The sequence below is a fragment of the Streptomyces sp. NPDC056169 genome (assembly GCF_042268445.1).
In the GTDB taxonomy this organism is placed as follows: Bacteria; Actinomycetota; Actinomycetes; order Streptomycetales; family Streptomycetaceae; genus Streptomyces.
This window is the reverse complement of the sequence record NZ_JBHJUO010000007.1, coordinates 157,645-182,594: the sequence shown is the minus strand read 5'-3', so window position 1 is coordinate 182,594 and position 24,950 is coordinate 157,645. Positions and strand designations below refer to the sequence as shown.

Sequence of the window (24,950 nt, the reverse complement as noted above, 5' to 3'; positions counted from 1 at the left end):
ACCACACCCAGATGACGAGTTCCAACGAGCAGTTGGTGGACGCTCTGCGCGCCTCTCTCAAGGAGAACGAAGAACTCCGCAAAGAGAGCCGCCGCCAGGACGACCGTCGGCAGGAGCCCATGGCGATCGTCGGCATGAGCTGTCGGTTCGCCGGCGGTATCGGGTCCCCCGAGGACCTCTGGGACGCCGTCGCCGCGGGCAAGGACCTCGTCTCCGACGTGCCGGAGGAGCGCGGCTGGGACATCGACTCCCTCTACGACCCGGAGCCCGGGCGGAAGGGCACGACGTACGTCCGCAACGCCGCGTTCCTCGACGACGCCGCCGGCTTCGACGCGGGGTTCTTCGGGATCTCGCCCCGCGAGGCCCTCGCCATGGACCCGCAGCAGCGGCAGCTCCTCGAAGCCTCCTGGGAGGTCTTCGAGCGGGCCGGCATCGACCCCGCGTCGGTGCGCGGCACGGACGTCGGCGTGTACGTGGGCTGCGGCTACCAGGACTACGCGCCGGACATCCGGGTCGCTCCCGAAGGCACCGGCGGGTACGTCGTCACCGGCAACTCCTCCGCCGTGGCCTCGGGGCGCATCGCGTACTCCCTCGGTCTGGAGGGACCCGCCGTGACCGTGGACACGGCGTGCTCCTCGTCGCTCGTCGCCCTGCACCTCGCCCTGAAGGGCCTGCGGAACGGCGACTGCTCGACGGCCCTCGTGGGCGGTGTGGCCGTCCTCGCGACGCCGGGGGCGTTCATCGAGTTCAGCCGCCAGCAGGCCATGGCAGCCGACGGCCGGACCAAGGGGTTCGCCTCGGCGGCGGACGGCCTCGCCTGGGGCGAGGGCGTCGCCGTCCTCCTCGTCGAGCGCCTCTCCGACGCGCGGCGCAAGGGACACCAGGTGTTGGCCGTCGTGCGCGGCAGCGCCATCAACCAGGACGGTGCGAGCAACGGGCTCACGGCGCCGCACGGCCCGTCCCAGCAGCGGCTGATCCGCCAGGCGCTGGCCGACGCGCGGCTCGTGTCGAGCGACGTGGACGTCGTGGAGGGCCACGGCACGGGGACGCGGCTCGGCGACCCGATCGAGGCGCAGGCGCTGCTCGCCACGTACGGGCAGGGACGTGCGCCGGGGCAGCCGCTGCGCCTGGGCACGGTGAAGTCGAACATCGGGCACACGCAGGCCGCTTCCGGTCTCGCGGGTGTGATCAAGATGGTGCAGGCGATGCGCCACGGGCTGCTGCCGAAGACCCTGCACGTGGACGAGCCGACGGACCAGGTCGACTGGACGGCCGGTTCGGTCGACCTGCTCACCGAGGCCATGGACTGGCCGGAGCAGCCGGGCCGGCCCCGGCGGGCGGGTGTGTCGGCGTTCGGCGTCGGCGGTACGAACGCGCACGTGGTCCTGGAAGAGGCCCCGGCCACCGAGACGGCGGCGCGGTCCGTCGAGTCCCCCGCCGGTGTGGTCCCGTGGCTCGTATCGGCGAAGACCCCGGCCGCGCTCGACGCCCAGATCAGCCGACTCGCGGCGTACGCGGACAGCCGTACGGACCTGGACCCGGCCGCGGCGGGCCGCGCACTCCTCGACGGACGCACGGCGATGGAACACCGCGCCGTCGCCATCGGCGACAGCCGAGAGACCCTGCGGGACGCGCTGCGGATGCCGGAAGGGCTCGTACGCGGCACGGCGTCGGACCTCGGACGCGTGGCGTTCGTCTTCCCCGGCCAGGGCACCCAATGGGCCGGCATGGGAGCCGAACTCCTCGACATATCAAAGGAGTTCGCGGACGCGATGGCCGAGTGCGAGACCGCACTCTCCGCGTACGTGGACTGGTCCCTGGAATCCGTCGTCCGACAGACACCGGGCGCCCCCTCCCTGGAGCGCGTCGACGTCGTCCAGCCCGTCACCTTCGCCGTCATGGTCTCCCTGGCCAAGGTCTGGCAGCACCACGGCATCACGCCCCAGGCCGTCATCGGCCACTCCCAAGGCGAGATCGCCGCCGCGTGCGTCGCCGGTGCGCTGAGCCTGGACGATGCCGCGCGTGTCGTGGCCCTGCGCTCCAAGTCGATCGCCGCTCACCTCGCAGGCAAGGGCGGCATGCTCTCCCTCGCCCTCAGCGAGGAAGCCACCCAGGCACGCATCCAGAACCTCGACGGGCTCTCCATCGCCGCCGTCAACGGCCCCACCGCCACCGTCGTCTCCGGCGACCCGACCCAGATCCAGGAACTCGCCACCTCCTGCGAGACCGACGGCATCCGCGCCCGGATCATCCCCGTCGACTACGCCTCCCACAGCGCCCACGTCGAGACCATCGAGACCGAACTCGCCGAGGTCCTCGCCGGGCTCGCCCCGCGCTCGCCGCAGGTGCCGTTCTTCTCCACCCTCGAAGGCGCCTGGATCACCGAACCCGCCCTCGACGGCGCCTACTGGTACCGCAACCTCCGCCACCGCGTCGGCTTCGCACCCGCCGTCGAGACACTCGCCACGGACGAAGGCTTCACCCACTTCATCGAAGTCAGCGCCCACCCCGTCCTCACCATGGCCCTCCCCGAAACCGTCACCGGACTCGGCACCCTCCGCCGCGACAACGGCGGACAGCACCGCCTCACCACCTCCCTCGCCGAAGCATGGGCCAACGGCCTCCCCATCAACTGGACTTCCCACCTCCCCACGACGGCCACCCACCCCGACCTCCCCACCTACGCCTTCCAGCACCGCCCCTACTGGATCAACCCCTCGGCCCCCGGCGAAGCTCCCACCCACACCGCTCCCGACAGCGAGGCCGAGGCCGAGACGGGCCTGGCGTGGGGTCCCGGTGCCGCCGAGCTCGACGAGGAGGGGCGGCGCGGCGTCGTGCTCGCCATGGTGCTGCGGCAGGCGGCCGCCGTCCTCGGGCACGACACGCCCGACGAGCTCGCGGCCGACCGGCCCCTGCGGGAGCTCGGCTTCGACTCGCTGACCGCCGTCGAGCTCCGTAACCGCATCAACCGGCTGTCCGGACTCCGGCTGCCCGCCACCGCGGTGTTCGAGCACCCCACGCCCGCCGCGCTGGCCGACCGCGTCAGCGGCGAGCTGGCCGAGCGGGGCTGGGCCGTCGCCGAGCCCCGCGCGGAGGAGCGGACCACCGCATCGGGCGTGCCCGCGCCGCGCCGCACGTCCGGCACTGCGGCCGGCATCACCCCCGGCACCGCGTCCGGCGCCGACGGGGGCATGTTCCGCGCCCTGTTCCGGCAGGCCGTGGACGACGGCCGGTACTCCGAGTTCCTCGGTGTGCTCGCCGAAGCCTCGGCGTTCCGCCCGCAATTCGCCACGCCCGAGGCCTGCTCGGATCGGCTCGACCCGGTGCTGCTCGCCGGCGCCCCGGCCGACGACCGGGCGGGAGTCCGTACGCTGCTCGTCGGCTGCACCGGCACCGCGGCGAACGGCGGCCCGCAGGAGTTCCTGCGGCTCAGCGCCTCCTTCCAGGAGCAGCGGGACTTCCTCGCGCTGCCCCTGCCCGGCTACGGCTCCGGCACCGGTACGGGCACCGGCACCGCTCTCCTCCCGGCCGACCTCGACACCGCGCTCGACGCCCAGGCCCTGGCGCTCCTCCGGGCCGCCGGGGACGCCCCGGTCGTCCTGCTCGGGCACTCCGGCGGCGCCCTGCTCGCCCACGAGCTCGCCTTCCGCCTTGAGCGGGCCCACGGCGCCCCGCCCGCCGGGATCGTCCTGGTCGACCCCTATCCGCCGGGCCATCAGGAGCCCGTCGAGGCATGGAGCAGGCAGCTCGGCGAGGGCCTGTTCGCCGGCGAGCTGGAGCCGATGGCCGACGCGCGGCTGCTCGCCATGGGCCGGTACGCCCGCTTCCTCGCCGGCCCCCGGCCGGGCCGCAGCAGCGCGCCCGTCCTCCTGGTGCGCGCCTCCGAGCCGCTGGGCGACTGGTCGGACGAGCGCGGCGACTGGCGCGCCCACTGGGACCTTCCGCACACCGTCGCGGACGTGCCCGGCGACCACTTCACGATGATGCGGGACCACGCGCCCGCCGTCGCCGGAGCCGTCATGGCCTGGCTCGACGGCATCGAGCAGAACGCCTCCCTCCGGACCGCGCAGGGAGCGAACCAGTGAGCGACAGATCCCTGAACGTGGACAGCGGCCTGTGGGTCCGGCGGTTCCACCCGTCGCCGAACAGCACGGTGCGGCTGGTCTGCCTGCCTCACGCCGGCGGCTCCGCCAGCTACTTCTTCCGCTTCTCCGAGGAGCTCCACCCCTCCGTCGAGGCCCTGTCGGTGCAGTACCCGGGCCGCCAGGACCGGCGCGCCGAGCCGTGCCTGGAGAGCGTCGAGGAGCTCGCCGAGCACGTGGTCGCGGCCACCGAACGCTGGTGGCAGGAAGGCCGGCTGGCGCTCTTCGGGCACAGCCTCGGGGCCTCCGTCGCCTACGAGGCGGCCCGGATCCTCGAACACCGGCACGGGGTGCGGCCCGAGGGCCTGTACGTGTCGGGGCGACGCGCCCCGTCCCTGGCGCCTGCCGAGCTCGTGCACCAGCTGGACGACCGGGCCTTCCTGGCCGAGATCCGGCGCCTCAGCGGCACCGATGACCGGTTCCTCCAGGACGACGAGCTGATGCGGATGGTGCTGCCGGCGCTGCGCAGCGACTACAAGGCCGCGGAGACGTACGAGCACCGGCCGACCCCCAAGCTCGGCTGCCCGGTGATGGCCCTGGCCGGCGACCGCGACCCGAAGGCGCCGCTGAACGAGGTCGCCGAGTGGCGGCGGCACACCAGCGGGCCGTTCTGCCTGCGCGCCTACTCCGGCGGCCACTTCTACCTCAACGACCAGTGGCACGAGATCTGCAACGACATCTCCGACCACCTGCTCGTCACCCGCTGCGCACCCGAACCGCGTGTCGTGCAGCCCCCGACCAGTCTTATCGAAGGAGCGGCGAAGAGATGGCAGAACCCACGGTGAGCGACGACCTGACGGGGGCGCTCACGCAGCCCCCGCTGGGCCGTACCGTCCGCGCGGTGGCCGATCGCGAACTCGGCACCCACCTCCTGGAGACCCGCGGGATCCACTGGATCCATGCCGCGAACGGCGACCCGTACGCCACCGTGCTGCGCGGCCAGGCGGACGACCCGTATCCCGAGTACGAGCGGCTGCGCGCCCGGGGTCCGCTGTCCTTCAGTCCGACCGGCAGCTGGGTCACCGCCGACCACGCCCTGGCGGCCGGCATCCTCTCCTCCGCGGACTTCGGGGTGTCCGGTGCCGACGGCGTGCCCGTGCCGCAGCAGGTCCTCTCGTACGGGGAGGGCAGCCCGCTGGAGCACGAGCGGGGGCTGCCGGCGACGCGCCGGGCGGCGGAGTCCGGTGACCGTGCCGTGGTCGAGCGGGTCCACCGGGAGACGCTGGAGGGCCTCGCGCCGGACCCGTCGGCCGCGTACGCGTTCGAGCTGGTGGGCGGTTTCGTCCGCCCGGCGGTGACGGCCGCTACGGCCGCCGTGCTCGGTGTCGCCGCGGACCGGCGCGCGGAGTTCGGCGCGCTCGTGGAGCAGCTCCGGCCGCTGTCCGACAGTCTGCTGGCCCCGCAGTCCCTGCGGACGGTACGGGCGGCCGACGACGCGCTGGCCGCGCTCGCGACCCTGCTCGCCGAAGCCGCGACCGACTCCCGCGACGGCTCCTCCGGTGGCCCCGGCTCCTCCGGTGACTCCCGCGACGGCTCCGCCGGCACGGCCGTCGGCCCGCACGGTGCGCTGTTGTCGGCGCTGGGTGTCACCGCCGCCGTCCAGCTCACCGGCAACGCCGTGCTCGCGCTCCTCGCCCGCCCCGGGCAGTGGCGGGAGCTGTGCGAACGGCCCGGGCTCGCCTCGGCCGCCGTGGAGGAGACCCTCCGCTACGACCCGCCGGTGCAGCTGGACGCCCGGGTGGTCCGTACGGAGACGGAGCTGGCGGGCCGGCGCCTGCCGGTCGGCGCGCATGTCGTCGTCCTCACGGCCGCCGCCGGGCGTGACCCGGAGGTCTTCGCGGACCCGGAGCGCTTCGACCTCGCGCGCCGCGACGCCGCCGCGCACCTCGCGCTGCACCCCGCCGGCCCGTACGGCCCGGTGGCGTCCCTGGTGCGGCTCCAGGCGGAGGTGGCGCTGCGGACGCTGGCGGGCCGTTTCCCGGGGCTGCGGCAGGCCGGGCCCGTGCTCCGTCCCCGCCGTGCCCCCGTGGGCCGCGGGCCGCTGAGCGTCCCGGTGAGCGCCTGAGACACCGGGGCGCGGTCCGCCGTCGCCCCGCCCCGCCCCGCCCCTCCACCGGCAGGAAGGACAACGACGCCATGCGCGTCCTGCTGACCTCGTTCGCACATCACACGCACTACTACGGCCTCGTGCCCCTGGCCTGGGCGCTGCTCGCCGCCGGGCACGAGGTGCGGGTCGCCAGCCAGCCCGCGCTCACGGACACCATCACCGGGTCCGGGCTCGCCGCGGTGCCCGTCGGCACCGACCACCTCATCCACGAGTACCGGGTGCGGATGGCGGGCGAGCCGCGCCCCAACCACCCGGCGATCGCCTTCGACGAGGCCCGTCCGGAGCCGCTGGACTGGGACCACGCCCTCGGCATCGAGGCGATCCTCGCGCCGTACTTCTATCTGCTCGCCAACAACGACTCGATGGTCGACGACCTGGTCGACTTCGCCCGTTCCTGGCAGCCGGACCTGGTGCTGTGGGAGCCGACGACCTACGCGGGCGCCGTCGCCGCGCAGGTCACCGGCGCGGCGCACGCCCGGGTCCTGTGGGGGCCCGACGTGATGGGCAGCGCCCGTCGCAAGTTCGTGGCGCTGCGGGACCAGCAGCCGCCCGAGCACCGCGAGGACCCGACCGCCGAGTGGCTGACGTGGACCCTCAACCGGTACGGCGCGTCGTTCGAGGAGGAGCTGATCACCGGTCAGTTCACCGTCGACCCGACGCCGCCGAGCCTGCGCCTCGACACCGGCCTGCCGACCGTCGGCATGCGGTACGTCCCGTACAACGGCACGTCGGTCGTGCCCGACTGGCTGAGCGAGCCGCCGGCGCGGCCCCGGGTCTGTCTGACCCTCGGCGTCTCGGCGCGCGAGGTCCTCGGCGGCGACGGCGTCTCGCAGGGCGACATCCTGGAGGCGCTCGCCGACCTCGACATCGAGCTGATCGCGACGCTCGACGCGAGCCAGCGCGCCGAGGTGCGCAACTACCCGAAGCACACCCGGTTCACGGACTTCGTGCCGATGCACGCGCTGCTCCCGAGCTGCTCGGCGATCATCCACCACGGCGGTGCGGGCACCTACGCGACGGCCGTGATCAACGCGGTGCCGCAGGTCATGCTCGCCGAGCTGTGGGACGCGCCGGTCAAAGCGCGGGCCGTCGCGGAGCAGGGCGCCGGGGTGTTCCTGCCGCCGGCCGACCTCACCCCGCAGGCCGTGCGGGACGCCGTCGTCCGCATCCTCGACGACCCTTCGGTCACCGCCGCCGCGCACCGGCTGCGCGACGAGACCTTCGCCGACCCGACCCCGGCCGGGATCGTCCCCGAGCTGGAGCGGCTCGCCGCAGAGCACCGCCGCCCGCCGGCCGACGCCCGCCCCTGAGCCGTACCTCTGACCCGTCCGGGGCACACCCCCGGCCCACCGAAAGCAGGAGTTCCGTGTACGAAGTCGACCACGCCGACGTCTACGACCTGTTCTACCTCGGTCGCGGCAAGGACTACGCCGCCGAGGCCTCCGACATCGCCGACCTGGTGCGCTCCCGTACGCCCGAGGCGTCCTCGCTCCTGGACGTGGCCTGCGGCACCGCTACGCACCTGGAGCACTTCACCAAGGAGTTCGCCGACACCGCCGGCCTGGAGCTGTCCGAGGACATGCTCACCCACGCCCGCACCCGGCTGCCCGACGCCACGCTCCACCAGGGCGACATGCGGGACTTCCGGCTCGGCCGCAGGTTCTCGGCCGTCGTCAGCATGTTCAGCTCGGTCGGCTACCTCCGTACGACCGACGAACTCGACGCGGCCGTCGCCTCGTTCGCGGAGCACCTGGAGCCGGGCGGCGTCGTCGTCGTCGAGCCGTGGTGGTTCCCGGAGACCTTCGCCGACGGCTGGGTCAGCGCGGACGTCGTCCGCCGGGACGGGCGCACCGTGGCCCGTGTCTCGCACTCGGTGCGGGAGGGCGACGCGACGCGCATGGAGGTGCACTTCACGGTGGCCGACCCGGGTCGCGGCGTCCGGCACTTCTCCGACGTCCACCTCATCACGCTCTTCCACCAGGCGCAGTACGAGGCCGCGTTCACGGCCGCCGGGCTGCGCGTCGAGTACCTGGAGGGCGGCCCGTCGGGCCGTGGCCTCTTCGTCGGCGTGCCCGCCTAGTACCGCGTACGACCGCACGGGCCTACGACCGTACGGCCTACGGACGTACGGGCCTACGGACCCCCCACAGCCCCCCGGGACGAACCCCCGGGTGCACCAAGCAAAGAGAGAGAAACGAACCGTGACAGGTAAGACCCGAATACCGCGTGTCAGGCGCGGCCGCACGAGCCCCAGGGCCTTCACCCTGGCCGTCGTCGGTACCCTCCTCGCGGGCACCACCGTGGCGGCGGCCGCCCCCGGCGCCGCCGACGCCGCCGACGCCGCCGACGCCGCCAACGTGCAGTACACGAGCCGGGCGGCGGAGCTCGTCGCGCAGATGACGCTCGACGAGAAGATCAGCTTCGTCCACTGGGCGCTGGACCCCGACCGGCAGAACGTCGGCTACCTCCCCGGCGTGCCGCGCCTCGGCATCCCGGAGCTGCGGGCCGCCGACGGCCCGAACGGCATCCGTCTGGTGGGCAGGACGGCCACCGCGCTGCCCGCGCCGGTCGCCCTGGCCAGCACCTTCGACGACACCATGGCCGACAGCTACGGCAAGGTCATGGGCCGCGACGGACGCGCGCTCAACCAGGACATGGTCCTGGGCCCGATGATGAACAACATCCGGGTGCCGCACGGCGGCCGGAACTACGAGACCTTCAGCGAGGACCCCCTGGTCTCCTCGCGCACCGCGGTCGCCCAGATCAAGGGCATCCAGGGTGCGGGTCTGATGACCACGGCCAAGCACTTCGCGGCCAACAACCAGGAGAACAACCGCTTCAGCGTCAACGCCACGGTCGACGAGCAGACGCTCCGCGAGATCGAGTTCCCGGCGTTCGAGGCGTCCTCCAAGGCCGGCGCGGCCTCCTTCATGTGTGCCTACAACGGCCTCAACGGGAAGCCGTCCTGTGGCAACGACGAGCTCCTCAACAACGTGCTGCGCACGCAGTGGGGCTTCCAGGGCTGGGTGATGTCGGACTGGCTCGCCACCCCGGGCACCGACGCCATCACCAAGGGCCTCGACCAGGAGATGGGCGTCGAGCTCCCCGGCGACATCCCGCCGGGCGAGCCCTCGCCGCCGGCCAAGTTCTTCGGTGACGCGCTGAAGCAGGCCGTCCTGAACGGCACGATCCCCGAGTCGGCCGTGACGCGGTCGGCGGAGCGCATCGTCAACCAGATGGACAAGTTCGGTCTGCTCCTCGCCACCCCGGCGCCGCGGCCGGAGCGCGACAAGGCGGGTGCCCAGGCGGTGTCCCGCAAGGTCGCCGAGAACGGCGCGGTGCTCCTGCGCAACGAGGGCCAGGCCCTGCCGCTCGCCGGTGACGCCGGCAAGAGCATCGCGGTCATCGGTCCGACCGCCGTCGACCCCAAGGTCACCGGCCTGGGCAGCGCCCACGTCGTCCCGGACTCGGCGGCCGCGCCGCTCGACACCATCAAGGCCCGCGCGGGCGCGGGTGCGACGGTGACGTACGAGACCGGTGAGGAGACCTTCGGGACGCAGATCCCGGCGGCGAACCTCAGCCCGGCGTTCAACCAGGGCGTGCAGCTCCAGCCGGGTCAGGCCGGGGCGCTGTACGACGGCACGCTGACCGTGCCCGCCGACGGCGAGTACCGCATCGCGGTCCGCGCCACCGGCGGTTACGCCACGGTGCAGCTCGGCAGCCACACCATCGAGGCCGGCCAGGTCTACGGCAAGGTGAGCAGCCCGCTCCTCAAGCTGACCAAGGGCACGCACAAGCTCACCATCTCGGGCTTCGCGATGAGCGCCACCCCCCTCTCCCTGGAGCTGGGGTGGGTGACGCCGGAGGCGGCCGACGCGACGATCGCGAAGGCCGTGGAGGCGGCGAAGAAGGCCCGTACGGCCATCGTCTTCGCCTACGACGACGGCACCGAGGGCGTCGACCGTCCGAACCTGTCGCTGCCGGGTACGCAGGACAAGCTGATCTCGGCGGTCGCCGACGCCAACCCGAACACGATCGTGGTCCTCAACACCGGTTCGTCGGTGCTGATGCCGTGGCTGTCCAAGACCCGCGCGGTCCTGGACATGTGGTACCCGGGCCAGGCGGGTGCCGAGGCCACCGCTGCGCTGCTCTACGGTGACGTCAACCCGAGCGGCAAGCTCACCCAGAGCTTCCCGGCCGCCGAGAACCAGCACGCCGTCGCCGGCGACCCGAACCGCTACCCGGGCGTCGACAACCAGCAGCAGTACACCGAGGGCATCCACGTCGGGTACCGCTGGTTCGACAAGGAGAACGTCAAGCCGCTGTTCCCGTTCGGGCACGGCCTGTCGTACACCTCGTTCACGCAGAGCGCCCCGACCGTCGTGCGCACGAACACGGGCGGCCTGAAGGTGACGGTCACGGTCCGCAACAGCGGGCAGCGCGCGGGCCAGGAGGTCGTCCAGGCGTACCTCGGTGCCAGCCCGAACGTGACCGCACCGCAGGCGAAGAAGAAGCTGGTGGGCTACACGAAGGTGTCGCTCGCCGCGGGCGAGTCGAAGACGGTGACGGTGAACGTCGACCGTCGTCAGCTGCAGTTCTGGGACGCCGCAGCCGACTGCTGGAAGACCGGCACGGGCAACCGTCTCCTGCAGACCGGTTCGTCCTCCGCGGACCTGCGCGGGAGTGCCACGGTGAACGTCGTCTGACGTGACGCCACGAAGACGGCGGTGCCCGCCACCCGGAAGGGTGGCGGGCACCGCCTTTTTCGGCCTGCTCGGTCTACCGGTCCACCTGACTAGGTCCGGTCGGCCCGCTCGGCCCATTCGCGCACGGCGTCGATCACCCGCAGCGCCTGCTCGCGCTCCAGGTGCGGGCCGATCGGCAGGCTGAGGACCTGCCGCGCGAAGCTCTCGGCGCGCGGCAGCGCGCCCTCCGCCGGGGCGTCGCCGGCGTAGGCGCGCGACAGGTGCACCGGCACCGGGTAGTGCGTGAGCGTGTCGATGCCGCGGGCGTCCAGGTGGTCCCGCAGCTCGTCGCGGCGGTCCGTGCGCACCGTGAAGAGGTGCCAGACCGGGTCGGTGTCGGGCGCGGTCACCGGCAGGGTGATGCCGGGGAGCCCGGCGAGCCCGGACAGGTACTCCGCGGCCAGCGCCGACCTGCGGCCGTTCCAGCTGTCGAGGTGGGCGAGCCGGGTCCGCAGGACGGCCGCCTGCATCTCGTCCAGGCGGGAGTTGGTGCCCTTCATCTCGTGGCTGTACTTCTGCCGGGAGCCGTAGTTGCGGAGCATCCGCAGCCGTTCGGCGAGCTCGGGGTCGCCGGTCACGACCGCGCCGCCGTCGCCGAAGCAGCCGAGGTTCTTGCCCGGGTAGAAGCTGAACGCGGCCACGGAGGAGCCGGCGCCGATCCGCCGGCCCCGGTAGCGGGCGCCGTGCGCCTGTGCGGCGTCCTCGACGATGTGCAGGTCGTGCCGGGCCGCCAGGTCGCGGAGGGCGTCCATGTCGGCCGGGTGCCCGTAGAGGTGGACGGGGAGGAGCGCCCGGGTGCGGGGCGTGATCGCCTTCTCGACGAGCAGCGGGTCCAGGGTGGGGTGGTCCTCGCGCGGCTCCACGGGCACGGGGGTCGCGCCGGTGGCGGACACCGCGAGCCAGCTGGCGATGTACGTGTGCGAGGGGACGATCACCTCGTCCCCCGGCCCGATGCCGAGGCCGCGGAGCGCCAGTTGGAGGGCGTCCATGCCGCTGTTGACGCCGACGGCGTGGTCCGTCTCGCAGTAGGCGGCGAACTCGGCCTCGAATCCCTCCAGTTCGGGTCCGAGGAGGTAGCGGCCCGAGTCGAGGACGCGGGCGATCGCGGCGTCGGTCTCCGGGCGCAGCTCGTCGTAGGCGGCCTTGAGGTCGAGGAAGGGGACGCGGGGGGCCGGGACACGGGTGGTCATGCGGACACCCCTACGGTCGCGGCGGGAAGCTCCGAGGCGGGTGCCTCTGCGGCGGGTGCCTCCGGGGCGGGCGTCTTGAGCGGCTCCCACCAGTCGCGGTTCTCCCGGTACCAGCGCACGGTGCGCGCGAGGCCGTCCGCGAAGGCGACCTGCGGCCGGTAGCCGAGCTCGCGCTCGATCTTCCCGCCGTCGAGGGAGTAGCGCAGGTCGTGGCCCTTGCGGTCGGCGACCTTCCGGACGGACGACCAGTCCGCGCCGAGGGACTCCAGGAGCATTCCGGTGAGTTCGCGGTTGGTCAGCTCCAGGCCGCCGCCGATGTGGTAGATCTCGCCGGCCCGGCCGCCCGCGAGGACGAGCGCGATGCCGCGGCAGTGGTCGTCGGTGTGCACCCACTCGCGGACGTTCGCGCCGTCGCCGTACAGCGGCAGCGTCCCTCCGTCGAGGAGGTTCGTCACGAACAGCGGGATCAGCTTCTCGGGGTGCTGGTAGGGCCCGTAGTTGTTGCAGCAGCGGGTGATCCGCACGTCGAGGCCGTACGTACGGTGGTAGGCGCGGGCGACGAGGTCGGAGCCGGCCTTCGAGGCGGCGTAGGGCGAGTTGGGCTCCAGCGGGCTGCTCTCGGTCCAGGAGCCGGAGTCGATCGACCCGTACACCTCGTCGGTGGAGACGTGCACGACCCGGCCCACGCCGGCGTCGACGGCGCACTGGAGGAGGGTCTGCGTGCCCTGCACGTTGGTCTCGGTGAAGACGGACGCGCCCGCGATGGAGCGGTCCACGTGGCTCTCGGCCGCGAAGTGGACGATGGCGTCCACGCCGCGCAGCTCGCGGGCGAGGAGCCCGGCGTCGCGGATGTCGCCGTGGACGAAGCGCAGCCGCGGGTCGCCGTCCACGGGGGCCAGGTTGGCGCGGTTGCCCGCGTAGGTGAGGCTGTCCAGGACGATCACCTCGTCGGCGGGTACGTCGGGGTACGCCCCGGCGAGGAGCTGCCGCACGAAGTGCGAGCCGATGAAGCCCGCACCTCCGGTCACCAGAAGCCGCACTGCTGTCTTCCTTTCGGTGGCGCTGTCGGTCGCACGGTCGGTCACACAGTGGGTCACACGGTCGGGCGCGCTGTCGGTGGCTCTGCCGGTGGCGCGTACGCGGCGGTCGCGAGGCGTCGTCTCCCTCACGGGGCTCCCTCGCGGCCGGCGATCTCCATCAGGTACGTGCCGTACTCGGTGCGGGAGAGGCGTTCTCCCAGGCTGTGACAGGCCTCGGCGTCGATGAAGCCCATCCGGAAGGCGATCTCCTCAAGGCCCGCGATCCACACGCCCTGCCGCTCCTCCAGGACCTGGACGTACTGGGCGGCCCGGAGGAGCGAGTCGTGGGTGCCGGTGTCGAGCCAGGCGAAGCCGCGGCCCAGGTCGACGAGTTCGGCCCGGCCACGCTCCAGGTAGACGCGGTTGACGTCGGTGATCTCCAGCTCGCCGCGCGGCGAGGGCCGGATGTTCTTGGCGATGTCGACGACGTCGTTGTCGTAGAGGTAGAGGCCGGTGACGGCGAGGTGGGAGCGCGGCTTGACCGGCTTCTCGACGAGGCCGGTCAGCCGGCCCGCGGCGTCCACCTCGGCGACGCCGTACCGCTCGGGGTCCTTGACCGGGTAGCCGAAGAGCACGCAGCCGTCGAGCCGCGCGATGCTGTCCCGCAGGAGCGTGTAGAGGCCGGGCCCGTGGAAGATGTTGTCGCCGAGGATCAGGGCGCAGGTGTCGTCGCCGATGTGGCCGGCTCCGACGAGAAGTGCGTCCGCTATTCCCGCGGGCTCTTTCTGGACCGCATAGTCGAGTTCGATTCCCAGGTGGCTGCCGTCTCCGAGCAGCGACTGGAAGAGTTCGACGTGCTGGGGGGTGGAGATGATTTGTATCTCGCGAATACCGCCGAGCATGAGAACCGACAGCGGATAGTAGATCATCGGTTTGTTGTAGACCGGAAGAATCTGTTTCGAAATCACCGAGGTCGCCGGATGCAGTCGAGTTCCGCTCCCGCCGGCCAGGACTATTCCCTTCATTCCCGGAAGCTAGCAGGAGAAGGCCGGTATTCACGGTTGGCGGCGCGGAGTTAGGGGGGCGCTAGGGGATGTGCAGGGGGAGTGCCGTCGCCTCTTTGGGGGGGTGGGAAAACGCCGAGGGCCCGGCCGGACGGCCGGGCCCTCGGATGCCCTCGGATGCCCTCGGAAGGGAAGGGCGTGCGGGTGGGGGTCAGCGCAGGAAGCCGCGGACGTCCTCCCAGCCGTCCGCGGTGTCCCGCTCCAGCTGGTTCAGGCGGGCGGTGACGACCTGGTCGAAGCCGTCCATGAAGTACTCGTCGCCGTCGTGGGGCGCCACCTGGCCGCCGCGCTCGACGAAGTCCCTGACGACCTCGGTGAGGGAGGTGTCGGGGGTCACGCGGCCCGCGATGTACCGGGTGGCGCCGTCCAGGTCGGGGAAGCCGGCCTCGCGGTACAGGTACACGTCGCCGAGGAGGTCGACCTGCACGGCGACCTGCGGGTGGGCGGTGGGCCGCATGGTTTCGGGCTTGATCCGCAGCAGTTCGGCGTCGGCCCCGGCCCGCAGGCTGTTCAGGGCGTAGCCGTAGTCGATGTGGAGGCCGGGGGTGCGCTCGTTCACCCGCTCCTCGAAGGCGTTGAGGGCCTGCTGGAGCTCGGCCCGCTCCTCCTGGGGCAGCCGGCCGTCGTCCCGGCCGCTGTAGTCCTCGCGGATGTTGACGAAGTCGATCGTCCTGCCCTGCCCGGCCTCGTTGAGGTCGGCGATGAAGTCGACCAGGTCGAGCAGGCGCGAGGCGCGGCCCGGGAGCACGATGTAGGCGAAGCCGAGGTTGATCGGCGACTCGCGTTCGGCCCGCAGCTGCTGGAAGCGGCGGAGGTTCTCGCGGACGCGGCGGAAGGCGGCCTTCTTGCCGGTGGTCTGCTCGTACTCCTCGTCGTTGAGGCCGTAGAGCGAGGTCCGGATGGCGTGCAGGCCCCACAGGCCGGGCTGGCGCTCCAGGGTCCGCTCGGTGAGCGCGAAGGAGTTCGTGTAGACGGTGGGCCGCAGGCCGTGCTCGGTGGCGCGCGTGGCCAGGGTGCCGAGGCCGGGGTTGGTGAGGGGCTCCAGGCCGCCGGAGAAGTACAGGGCGAACGGGTTGCCCGCGGGGATCTCGTCGATGACCGAGCGGAACATCGCGTTGCCGGCGTCGAGGGCGGACGGGTCGTAGCGGGCGCCGGTCACGCGGACGCAGAAGTGGCAGCGGAACATGCAGGTCGGGCCGGGGTAGAGGCCGACGCTGTACGGGAAGACGGGCTTTCCGGCGAGGGCCGCGTCGAAGACTCCGCGCTGCTCCAGGGGCAGCAGGGTGTTCTTCCAGTACGCCCCCGCAGGGCCGGTCTCCACGGCGACGCGGAGCTCCGGGACCTGCCCGAACAGGGCGAGGAGGCGACGGAAGGCGTCGCGGTCGACGCCCAGGTCCTGGCGGGCCTCTTCGAGCGGGGTGAAGGGGCTGTTGCCGTAGCGCACGGCGAGCCGGATGAGCAGGCGGGCGGTGGTTCCGGCCTCGTCGGGCGGTACGAGGCCGCCGGCGACGAGGCTCTGGCCGACGGCGTGGACCGCCGCCCCCAGGTCGGCTCCGGGGTGCGCGCAGCGTTCGGCCGGGGCGGTGGCGGCGGGGGCAGGGGCGGTCATCAGGAGCGTCCAATCGTGGGCGTGGGCGAGGTGGTCGGGGTGGCGGCGGCACCTGCGGCGTCGCGGTGGCGCGCGGTCAGTTCGTGGCCCTTGACGGCGCAGAGCCGCAGCACGTCGCCGACGCGGCGGATGTCGTCGTCGTCGACGGCGGTGCCGGTCGGCAGGGAGAGCACGCGCTCGGCGAGGCGCTCGGTGTGCGGCAGCGGGGCGTGCGGCTGTCCGCGGTACGGCTCCAGCTGGTGGCAGCCCGGGGAGAAGTAGGCGCGGGTGTGGATCCCTTCGGCCTTCAGGACCTCCATCACCAGGTCGCGGTGGATGCCGGTGATCTCCTCGTCGATCTCGACGATCACGTACTGGTGGTTGTTGACGCCGTGCCGGTCGTGGTCGGCGACGAGGACGCCGGGGAGGTCCGCGAGCCGCGCGCGGTAGGCGGCGTGGTTGGCCCGGTTCCGGTCGACGACCTCGGGGAACGCGTCGAGGGACGTGAGGCCCATGGCGGCGGCGGCCTCGCTCATCTTGGCGTTGGTCCCGCCGGCCGGGCTGCCGCCGGGCAGGCCGAAGCCGAAGTTGTGGAGGGCGCGGATCCGGGCGGCGAGGTCGGCGTCGTCGGTGACGACGGCCCCGCCCTCGAAGGCGTTGACGGCCTTGGTGGCGTGGAAGCTGAAGACCTCGGCGTCGCCGAGGCTGCCGGCGGGCCGGCCGTCGACCGCGCAGCCGAGGGCGTGGGCGGCGTCGAAGAACAGCCGCAGGCCGTGCTCGTCGGCGACCTTCCGCAGCTGGTCGGCGGCGCAGGGGCGGCCCCAGAGGTGGACGCCGATCACGGCGGAGGTGCGGGGTGTGACGGCGGCGGCCACCTGCTCGGGGTCGAGGTTGCCGGTGTCCGGGTCGATGTCGACGAAGACCGGGGTGAGGCCGATCCAGCGCATCGCGTGCGGGGTGGCGGCGAACGTCATCGACGGCATGATCACTTCGCCGGTGAGTCCCGCGGCGTGCGCCAGGAGCTGGAGCCCGGCGGTGGCGTTGCAGGTGGCCACGGCGTGCCGGACCCCGGCGAGGGCGGCGACGCGCTCCTCGAACTCGCGGACGAGCGGGCCGCCGTTGGACAGCCACTGGCCGTCGAGGGCGCGGTCGAGCCGCTCGAAGAGCTTGGCGCGGTCGATGCGGTTGGGCCGCCCCACGAGGAGCGGCTGGTCGAAAGCGGCGGGGCCGCCGAAGAATGCGAGGTCGGATAAGGCGCTTTTCACGGATGTTCCCTCCGGGCCACCGTCACGAAATGATTCGCCGATCCGGGAATCCCGAACGAGGTCGCCGCGCTCCACCGTGACGTACGACGAGATGGTCGATTGTGGTGGTCGATTTCGGGGGGACTCTAATCCGCGCGCAACGGACCGACAAGAGCACACCGTTCGCCGGGGGATGTGCTTCGGATCACATCAGCTTCCTAGGTATTCCATCGGCGGCCCGAATGTGATGATGCTTGACAGGATCCGGGAATCAGCGGAGCCGCCGGTAGGGCCGGGGCGCGCTCCGCGGAAGAGTACGCGCGAGAAGTCCCGTTTCCTCTTCCCGTTTCCGTTCCGCTTCCGGTTCCCAGTCAGGAGTTCTCCGTGCGCACCCACGAGGGCACAACGGCGTCGCCCCCGGTACTCGATCTGGCCGCCCTGGGGCAGGACTTCGCGGCCGACCCCCATCCGACGTACGCCCGGCTGCGCGCCGAGGGTCCGGCCCACCGGGTGCGCACCGCCGACGGGGACGAGGTGTGGCTGGTCGTCGGGTACGACACGGCGCGCGCGGTCCTGACCGACCCGCGGTTCAGCAAGGACTGGCGGAACTCCACGACGCGCCCGACCGAGGTCGAGGCCCGGCTCAACCACAACATGCTGGAGTCCGACCCGCCGCGGCACACCCGGCTGCGCAAGCTGGTGGCCCGTGAGTTCACCATGCGTCGCGTCGAGTTGCTGCGCCCCCGGGTCCAGGAGCTCGTCGACGGCCTCCTGGACACCATGCTGGCGGCGCCCGAGGGGCGCGCCGACCTGATGGAGGCCCTGGCCTGGCCGCTGCCGATCACGGTGATCTCCGAACTCCTGGGCGTGCCCGAGCCGGAGCGCGCCGCCTTCCGCGACTGGACCGACGCCTTCGTCTTCCCGGACGACCCGGCCGCCGCCCAGAGCGCCATGGCCGAGATGAGCGGCTATCTGTCCCGGCTCATCGAGTCCAAGCGCGGCGGGCAGGGCGAGGACCTGCTCAGCGCGCTGGTGCGGACGAGCGACGAGGACGGCTCGCGGCTGACCTCCGAGGAGCTCCTCGGGATGGCGCACATCCTGCTGGTCGCGGGCCACGAGACCACGGTCAATCTGATCGCCAACGGCATGTACGCGCTCCTCTCGCACCCGGAGCAGCTGTCCGCCCTGCGCGCCGACATGACGCTCTTGGACGGCGCGGTGGAGGAGATGCTGCGCTATGAGGGACCGGTGGAGTCCGCGACCTACCGTTTCCCGGTCGAACCCGTCGACCTGGACGGAACGGTCATTCCGGCCGGTGACACGGTCCTCGTCGTCCTGGCCGACGCCCACCGGACTCCGGAGCGCTTCCCCGACCCGCACCGCTTCGACATCCGCCGGGACACGGGCGGGCACCTCGCTTTCGGCCACGGCATCCACTTCTGCCTGGGGGCCCCGTTGGCCCGTATGGAGGCCCGGATCGCCGTCCGCGCGCTCCTCGAACGCTGCCCGGACCTCGCCCTGGACGTCTCCCCCGGCGAGCTCGTCTGGTATCCGAACCCGATGATCCGCGGTCTGAAGGCCCTGCCGATCCGCTGGCGGCGAGGTCGGGAAGCGGGCGGCCGCACCGGCTGATCGCGTACGTCCCCCGAGGCCGGGCGGTCGCGCCCGGCCGCCCGGATCGGCGCCCTTTCGCCGTAACAGGAGCTGGTTAGAGTGATCGTCGGGCGGCCGAAAAGTTCGGTGCCCGGACGAGGGGGGCTTCCGCGATGAATCTGGTGGAACGCGACGGGGAGATAGCCCATCTGAGGGCGGTTCTTGACGCATCCGCCGCAGGTGACGGGACGCTCTTACTCGTCTCCGGGCCGGCCGGCAGCGGGAAGACGGAGCTGCTGCGGTCGCTCCGGCGCCTGGCGGCCGAGCGGGGGACGCCCGTGTGGACGGTCCGCGCGCTCCCGGGCGACCGCGACGTCCCGCTGGGCGTGCTCTGCCAGTTACTGCGCAGCGCCGAGCAGCACGGTGCCGACACGTCCACCGTCCGCGACCTGCTGGACGCCGCCTCGCGGCGGGCCGGTAACCGCACCGCCCCCGCCGACGCGCCGCTCCGTGTCGACGAGACGCACCAGCTGCACGACTGGCTGCTGTCCGTCGCCCGCGGCACCCCGTTCCTCGTCGCCGTCGACGACCTGACCCACGCCGACACCGCGTCCCTGCGGTTCCTCCTGCACTGCGCCGCCCACCACGACCAGGGCGGCATCGGCTTCGTCCTCACCGAGCGCGCCTCGCAGCGTGCCGGGTACCGCGTGTTCCGCGCCGAGCTGCTCCGCCAGCCGCACTGCCGAAGTATGTGGCTCGCGGGCCTTCCCCCGAGCGGCGTCCGCGAGTTCCTCGCCCACCACTACGGCCCCGAGGCGGCCGAGCGACGAGCTTCCGCGTACCTCGCGGCGACCGGCGGGAACCCGCTGCTCCTTCGGGCGCTGACCCAGGACCGGCAGGCCGCCCGCACCACCCTGGGCGGGGCCGGCGGCGACGAGCCGGTGCACGGCGACGCGTTCGCCCAGGCCGTCCTCGACTGTCTGCACCGCAGCACCGAGGGCACGCTGGAGACGGCCCGCTGGCTCGCGGTCCTCGAACAGGCCGACCCGCTCCTCGTGGAGCGGCTCACCGGCGCGACGGCCACCGCCGTCGAGCGTCACCTCCAGGAGCTCGCCGCCATCGGCCTCCTCGGCGAGGACGGCACCCTGGGGCACCCGGCGATACGCGAGGCCGCGCTCCAGGACCTGCCGGCCGCGGACCGCACCGAGCTGCACCGGCGCGCCGCGGAGCAGCTGCACCGCGACGGCGCCGACGAGGACACCGTGGCCCGCCATCTGCTCGTCGGTGGCGCCCCGGACGCTCCGTGGGCGCTGCCCCTGCTCGAACGGGGTGCGCAGCAGGCCCTGTTCGACGACCGTCTCGACGACGCGTTCCGGATCCTGGAGTTCGCGGTGCGCTCCAGCACCGACAACACGCAGCTGGCCCGGCTCGCCCCGCACCTGGTCGCGGCGTCGTGGCGGATGAACCCGCACATGACGACGCGGGCGCTCGCGCTCTTCGACCGGCTCCTTGGTGGCGAACTGCCGCCCAGTCACCCGGTCATGGCGCTGATCCGCTGCCTCGTCTGGTACGGGCGGCTGCCCGAGGCCGCCGACGCGCTGTCCCGGCTGCGGCCCGGCTCGGACAGCGAGAACCTGGAACTGTCGCTGACCCGTATGTGGCTGGCGGCGCTGTGCCCGCCGCTGCTGGAGTCCCTGCCGGCCGCGCCCGAGCCGGAGCGGGGTCCCGTCCCGGTGCGGCTCGCGCCCCGGACGACCGCGCTCCAGGCGCAGGCCGGCGTGTTCCAGCGGGGCCCGGACAACGCGTCGGTCGCGCAGGCCGAGCAGATACTGCAGGGCTGCCGGCTGTCGGAGGACACGTACGAGGCGCTGGAGACGGCCCTGCTGGTCCTCGTCCACGCCGACCGGCTCGACCGGGCGCTGTTCTGGTCGGACGCGCTGCTCGCGGAGGCGTCGGAGCGGCGGTCGCTCGGCTGGGAGGCGGTCTTCGCCGCGACCCGGGCGATGATCGCGGTCCGCTGCGGGGACCTGCCGACGGCGCGGGAACGGGCCGAGCTGGCGCTCTCGCACGCGGCGCCGGAGAGCTGGGGTCTCGCCGTGGGCGTACCCCTGTCCGCGCTGCTGCTCGCCTGCACGGAGGCCGGCGAGTACGAGCAGGCGGAGCGGGTCCTGCGGCAGCCGGTGCCGGACGCGATGTTCGACTCGCGGCACGGCATGGAGTACATGCACGCCCGGGGCCGTTACTGGCTGGCGACGGGCCGGCTGCACGCGGCGCTCGGCGAGTTCATGCTCTGCGGGGAGATCCTGGGCAGCTGGAACCTCGACCAGCCGTCGATCGTGCCGTGGCGGACCTCGGCCGCCGAGGTGTACCTGCGGCTCGGCAACCGCCAGAAGGCCAGGGCGCTGGCCGAGGCGCAGCTCGCCCTGGTGCGGCCCGGGCGGTCCCGTACGCGGGGCCTGACCCTGCGGGTCCTGGCGGCGGCGGCGGACGGCCAGCAGGCGGAGCGGCTGCACGCGGAGGCGGTCGACATGCTGCACGACAGCGGTGACCGTCTTGAGCACGCCCGCGCGCTGGCCGGGATGAGCCGCCACCAGCAGGCCCAGGGCGACAACTACCGGGCGCGGATGACGGCGCGGCTCGCGGGTGACATGGCGTGGGCGTGCGGCGCGTATCCGCTGGCCGAGGAGATCGTGCCGGGTCGCGGCGGGCGCCGGGCGAAGGCCGTGAGTCCCGACCTGGAGCTGCCGGGCGGTCCGGACGTCGGTCTGCTGTCGGAGGCGGAGCGGCGGGTCGCGGCCCTGGCCGCCCGGGGGTTGACGAACCGGCAGATAGCGCGCCGGCTCTGTGTCACCGCGAGCACGGTCGAGCAGCATCTGACGCGCGTGTACCGGAAGCTGAACGTGACCCGGAGGGCGGACCTCCCGGTCAGCCTCGCGCAGGACAAGTCCGTCACCGCGTGAGGCGCCCCGGGAGGCGGGCGGCCGTGAGCCGTCCTGCCCCCGGGGACGCCGGGATCACACGGTGTCGAGCTGCTTCTCGCGCGGTGCTTCCGTGGGCGCGTACGAGCCCCACGCCGCGCGGAGCGCGTCGCAGACCTCCCCGACGGTGGCCCCGGCCGCCAGGGCCTCCTTCATCGGGGGAAGGAGGTTGTCGTCGCCCCCGGCCGCGGCCGTCACGGCCGCGAGCGTCCGGTGGACGCGGTCCCCGCAGCGCCAGGCCCGCAGCTTCGCCAGCCGTTCGGCCTGCCGTTCCTCGATGCCCGGAGCGGCCCGCAGCGTCTCGTACGGCTCCGCCCCCTCGATCGAGACGGTGTTCCACTGCGGCAGCTCGGCCCGGCAGTAGCGGAACATGTCCGCCATGAGCCGCAGCGAGGGCTTCGGCGGGAAGACGTACCTCCCCCGCGCCGGGTACTCCTCCGGCACGTCGTTCCTGATCGTGCCGGTGAGCGCGGCGGCCGGGATCCCCTGTTCCTCCGCGACGAGCTGGTAGAGCAGGAGCAGCAGTGCGGCCGGGGCGTTGATCGTCATGGACGTCGTCACGGTGTCCAGCGGGATCCCCGCGAACAGCACCCGCATGTCGTCGATCGAGTCGATCGCGACGCCCGCCCGGCCGACCTCGCCCGCGGCGAGCGCCGTGTCCGAGTCGCGGCCCATCCGGGTCGGGAGGTCGAAGGCGACCGAGAGACCCGTCGTGCCGTCGGCGATCAGCCGCTTGTAGCGGGCGTTGGTCTCCCTGGCGGTCCCGGACCCGGACCCGGCGTACGCGACGGGCGGGCCGGACTCCGTCGTCCGGCCCGCCTCCGTCGACTCCTCCGTCACAGGGCCCCGCTGAAGAGGGCGGGGGCGATCACCGCGGCCTCGGGGCCGTACGTGGCGACGAGCCGCTCGTGGAGTCCCTCCCGCGTGACCTCGTACGTCTGCGGGCCGACGGACTCCAGGGCGAAGGTGGCCATGGCGGCGCCCGCCCGGGCCGCGTCGACGACCTCCAGGCCGGAGGCCAGCGCGGCGAGGAAGCCCGCGCGGAACGCGTCGCCGCCGCCGGTGGGGTCCGCGGCGTCCGTCGCGGGCACGGCCGCGCTCTCGATGCCCGGCCGGCCGGCCGTGTCGATGCGGCAGCCCTTGGGGCCGAGCGTGGTGATCCAGGTGCCGACCCGGTCGAGGACCTCCGCCTCGGTCCAGCCGGTCTTGCTCAGGAGCAGGGCCCGCTCGTACGCGTTCGTGAACAGCAGCTCGGCTCCGTCGACGAGCTCGCGGACGCTGTCGCCCTCCAGCCGGGCGAGCTGCTGCGAGGGGTCCGCGGCACGGCGGACGCCCAGCTCGCGGCAGACCCGCGTGTGGCGCACCATCGCCTCCGGGTCGTCGGCGCCGACGAGGACGAGGTCGGGCCCGCCGGGCCGCCGGAGCGTCTCGCCCAGGTCGATGTCGCGTGCCTCGGCCATCGCGCCCGCGTAGAACGAGGCGAGCTGGTTGCCGTCCTCGTCGGTGGTGCACATGAAGCGGGCGGTGTGCTGCCGCTCCGACACCCGTACGGCGTCGGTGTCGACGCCCGCGGTGCGGAGCAGCTCGCCGTACCCGTCGAAGTCCTTGCCGACGGCGCCGACGAGGACGGGGCGGCGGCCGAGCAGGCCGAGGCCGTACGCGATGTTGGCCGCGACGCCGCCGTGCCGGATGTCGAGGGTGTCGACGAGGAAGGACAGGGACACGTGGGCGAGCTGGTCCGGCAGGATCTGCTCGGCGAAGCGGCCCGGGAAGGTCATCAGGTGGTCGGTGGCGATCGACCCGGTGACGGCTATGCGCATGTCAGAGCCCCGCGGCCTTCTTCAGGGCGTCCACGCGGTCGGTGCGCTCCCAGGTGAAGTCCGGCAGCTCGCGGCCGAAGTGGCCGTAGGCGGCGGTCTGCGAGTAGATCGGGCGGAGCAGGTCGAGGTCGCGGATGATCGCGGCCGGGCGGAGGTCGAAGACCTCGCCGATGGCGTTCTCGATCTTCTCGGTGTCGACGGTGTTCGTGCCGAAGGTCTCGACGAAGAGGCCGACGGGCTCGGCCTTGCCGATCGCGTAAGCGACCTGGACCTCGCAGCGCGAGGCGAGACCGGCGGCGACGACGTTCTTCGCGACCCAGCGCATGGCGTAGGCGGCCGAGCGGTCGACCTTCGACGGGTCCTTGCCGGAGAAGGCACCGCCGCCGTGACGGGCCATGCCGCCGTACGTGTCGATGATGATCTTGCGGCCGGTGAGGCCGGCGTCGCCCATCGGGCCGCCGATCTCGAAACGCCCGGTCGGGTTGACCAGCAGGCGGTAGCCGTCGGTGTCGAGCTTGATGCCGTCCTCGACGAGCTGCGCGAGCACGTGCTCGACGACGAACTTCCGTACGTCGGGGGCGAGCAGCGACTCCAGGTCGATGTCCGAGGCGTGCTGCGAGGACACCACGACCGTGTCGAGGCGGACGGCCTTGTCGCCGTCGTACTCGATGGTGACCTGCGTCTTGCCGTCGGGGCGCAGGTACGGGATGGTCCCGTTCTTGCGGACCTCGGTCAGACGGCGGGAGAGCCGGTGCGCGAGGTGGATCGGCAGCGGCATCAGCTCGGGCGTCTCGTTCGACGCGTAGCCGAACATCAGGCCCTGGTCGCCCGCGCCCTGCTTGTCGAGCTCGTCCTCCTCGTCCCGTCGGGAGGCACCCTCGACCCGCTGCTCGTACGCGGTGTCGACACCCTGCGCGATGTCCGGGGACTGCGACCCGATGGACACCGACACGCCGCAGGAGGCGCCGTCGAAGCCCTTCTTCGAGGAGTCGTACCCGATCTCCAGGATCTTGCCGCGGACGAGGGCCGGGATGTCCGCCCAGGCCTTCGTGGTCACCTCGCCGGCGACGTGCACCAGGCCGGTGGTGATCAGCGTCTCGACCGCGACGCGCGAGGTGGGGTCCTCTCGCAGCAGTGCGTCGAGGATGGTGTCGCTGATCTGGTCAGCGATCTTGTCCGGGTGACCCTCGGTGACGGACTCCGAGGTGAACAGACGACGGGACACAACGCTCCCTGGGGTTGCAGCGGCTGCTGACTACATATGACGGACCGGAAGCGGACCGGCCGGCAGACGGCCGAACCGGATCACATTGAATCCGGCCCGCTCCGGGCACCGCCAGTCAACCTGCCCCCTGAACCGGCGGGTAAATCCCCCTGCCCCACCCCCTATTGGATCGTCACGAACGGAATCCGCGCGTCGACGCGGCCACCCCCCTACCTAGGGGCGTTGACGCCCCACG

16 protein-coding genes and 1 pseudogene are annotated in these 24,950 nt (G+C 72.8%); 8 read left to right on the top strand and 9 right to left on the bottom strand.

What is annotated here, in order from left to right:
* Positions 1-11: 11 nt before the first annotated feature.
* The 6 genes from ACFC0G_RS13470 to ACFC0G_RS13445 all read left to right on the top strand — a co-directional run bounded on the left by ACFC0G_RS13470 (position 12) and on the right by ACFC0G_RS13445 (position 10,955).
* Positions 12-4,085 (top strand): type I polyketide synthase, encoded by a 4,074-nt coding sequence (locus tag ACFC0G_RS13470; RefSeq protein WP_376401942.1) that lies wholly within the window; start codon positions 12-14, stop codon positions 4,083-4,085.
* On the top strand, positions 4,082-4,927 hold the full coding sequence (locus ACFC0G_RS13465; RefSeq protein WP_376401939.1) for a thioesterase II family protein: 846 nt from the start codon (positions 4,082-4,084) through the stop codon (positions 4,925-4,927). The genes ACFC0G_RS13470 and ACFC0G_RS13465 overlap by 4 nt, the downstream gene beginning before the upstream one ends.
* Positions 4,909-6,207: a P450-derived glycosyltransferase activator gene (locus ACFC0G_RS13460; protein ID WP_376401936.1), complete on the top strand. Its 1,299-nt coding sequence runs from the start codon at positions 4,909-4,911 to the stop codon at positions 6,205-6,207. Before ACFC0G_RS13465 ends, ACFC0G_RS13460 begins: the two co-directional genes overlap by 19 nt.
* A gap of 71 nt (positions 6,208-6,278) precedes the next feature.
* A complete protein-coding gene (locus tag ACFC0G_RS13455; protein ID WP_376401933.1) occupies positions 6,279-7,559 on the top strand; it encodes an activator-dependent family glycosyltransferase in 1,281 nt (426 codons plus the stop codon).
* 56 nt (positions 7,560-7,615) lie between these two features.
* On the top strand, positions 7,616-8,329 hold the full coding sequence (locus tag ACFC0G_RS13450; RefSeq protein ID WP_376401931.1) for a class I SAM-dependent DNA methyltransferase: 714 nt from the start codon (positions 7,616-7,618) through the stop codon (positions 8,327-8,329).
* 121 nt (positions 8,330-8,450) lie between these two features.
* Complete coding sequence (locus ACFC0G_RS13445) at positions 8,451-10,955, top strand: beta-glucosidase (protein ID WP_376401928.1); 2,505 nt, start codon at positions 8,451-8,453, stop codon at positions 10,953-10,955.
* An 89-nt stretch (positions 10,956-11,044) separates the two neighbouring features.
* Here the strand turns inward: ACFC0G_RS13445 and ACFC0G_RS13440 are convergent, their stop codons facing one another.
* The 5 genes from ACFC0G_RS13440 to ACFC0G_RS13420 all read right to left on the bottom strand — a co-directional run bounded on the left by ACFC0G_RS13440 (position 11,045) and on the right by ACFC0G_RS13420 (position 17,120).
* Positions 11,045-12,184, bottom strand: a complete 1,140-nt coding sequence (locus tag ACFC0G_RS13440; protein ID WP_376401926.1) for a DegT/DnrJ/EryC1/StrS family aminotransferase — start codon at positions 12,182-12,184, stop codon at positions 11,045-11,047.
* Positions 12,181-13,224 (bottom strand): dTDP-glucose 4,6-dehydratase, encoded by a 1,044-nt coding sequence (gene rfbB, locus ACFC0G_RS13435; protein ID WP_376401923.1) that lies wholly within the window; start codon positions 13,222-13,224, stop codon positions 12,181-12,183. The genes ACFC0G_RS13440 and rfbB overlap by 4 nt, the downstream gene beginning before the upstream one ends.
* Before the next feature lie 125 nt (positions 13,225-13,349).
* Positions 13,350-14,228, bottom strand: coding sequence for a glucose-1-phosphate thymidylyltransferase RfbA (gene rfbA, locus ACFC0G_RS13430; protein ID WP_376401920.1), 879 nt, complete (start codon positions 14,226-14,228; stop codon positions 13,350-13,352).
* 190 nt (positions 14,229-14,418) lie between these two features.
* Complete coding sequence (gene desII / locus ACFC0G_RS13425) at positions 14,419-15,876, bottom strand: dTDP-4-amino-4,6-dideoxy-D-glucose ammonia-lyase (protein WP_376401917.1); 1,458 nt, start codon at positions 15,874-15,876, stop codon at positions 14,419-14,421.
* Positions 15,876-17,120: a dTDP-4-dehydro-6-deoxyglucose aminotransferase gene (locus tag ACFC0G_RS13420; RefSeq protein WP_376401914.1), complete on the bottom strand. Its 1,245-nt coding sequence runs from the start codon at positions 17,118-17,120 to the stop codon at positions 15,876-15,878. The genes desII and ACFC0G_RS13420 overlap by 1 nt, the downstream gene beginning before the upstream one ends.
* A 363-nt stretch (positions 17,121-17,483) precedes the next feature.
* Between ACFC0G_RS13420 and ACFC0G_RS13415 the strand changes: the two genes are divergently transcribed.
* Positions 17,484-18,731, top strand: coding sequence for a cytochrome P450 (locus ACFC0G_RS13415; protein ID WP_376401911.1), 1,248 nt, complete (start codon positions 17,484-17,486; stop codon positions 18,729-18,731).
* A 134-nt stretch (positions 18,732-18,865) separates the two neighbouring features.
* A complete protein-coding gene (locus ACFC0G_RS13410; protein WP_376401908.1) occupies positions 18,866-21,652 on the top strand; it encodes an AAA family ATPase in 2,787 nt (928 codons plus the stop codon).
* 54 nt (positions 21,653-21,706) lie between these two features.
* Here the strand turns inward: ACFC0G_RS13410 and ACFC0G_RS13405 are convergent, their stop codons facing one another.
* From ACFC0G_RS13405 to metK, 4 genes and pseudogenes are all read right to left on the bottom strand, one after another.
* Entirely contained in the window at positions 21,707-21,967 is a 261-nt protein-coding gene (locus ACFC0G_RS13405) for a methylmalonyl-CoA mutase family protein (protein WP_376402376.1), read from the bottom strand.
* Between the two features lie 17 nt (positions 21,968-21,984).
* Positions 21,985-22,444: pseudogene (locus tag ACFC0G_RS13400) on the bottom strand (methylmalonyl-CoA mutase family protein); the annotation flags it as partial.
* A 62-nt stretch (positions 22,445-22,506) separates the two neighbouring features.
* A complete protein-coding gene (locus ACFC0G_RS13395) occupies positions 22,507-23,490 on the bottom strand; it encodes a carbohydrate kinase family protein (protein WP_376401905.1) in 984 nt (327 codons plus the stop codon).
* A gap of 1 nt (position 23,491) precedes the next feature.
* Positions 23,492-24,715, bottom strand: a complete 1,224-nt coding sequence (metK, locus tag ACFC0G_RS13390; RefSeq protein WP_376401902.1) for a methionine adenosyltransferase — start codon at positions 24,713-24,715, stop codon at positions 23,492-23,494.
* Between the last annotated feature and the right edge of the window lie 235 nt (positions 24,716-24,950).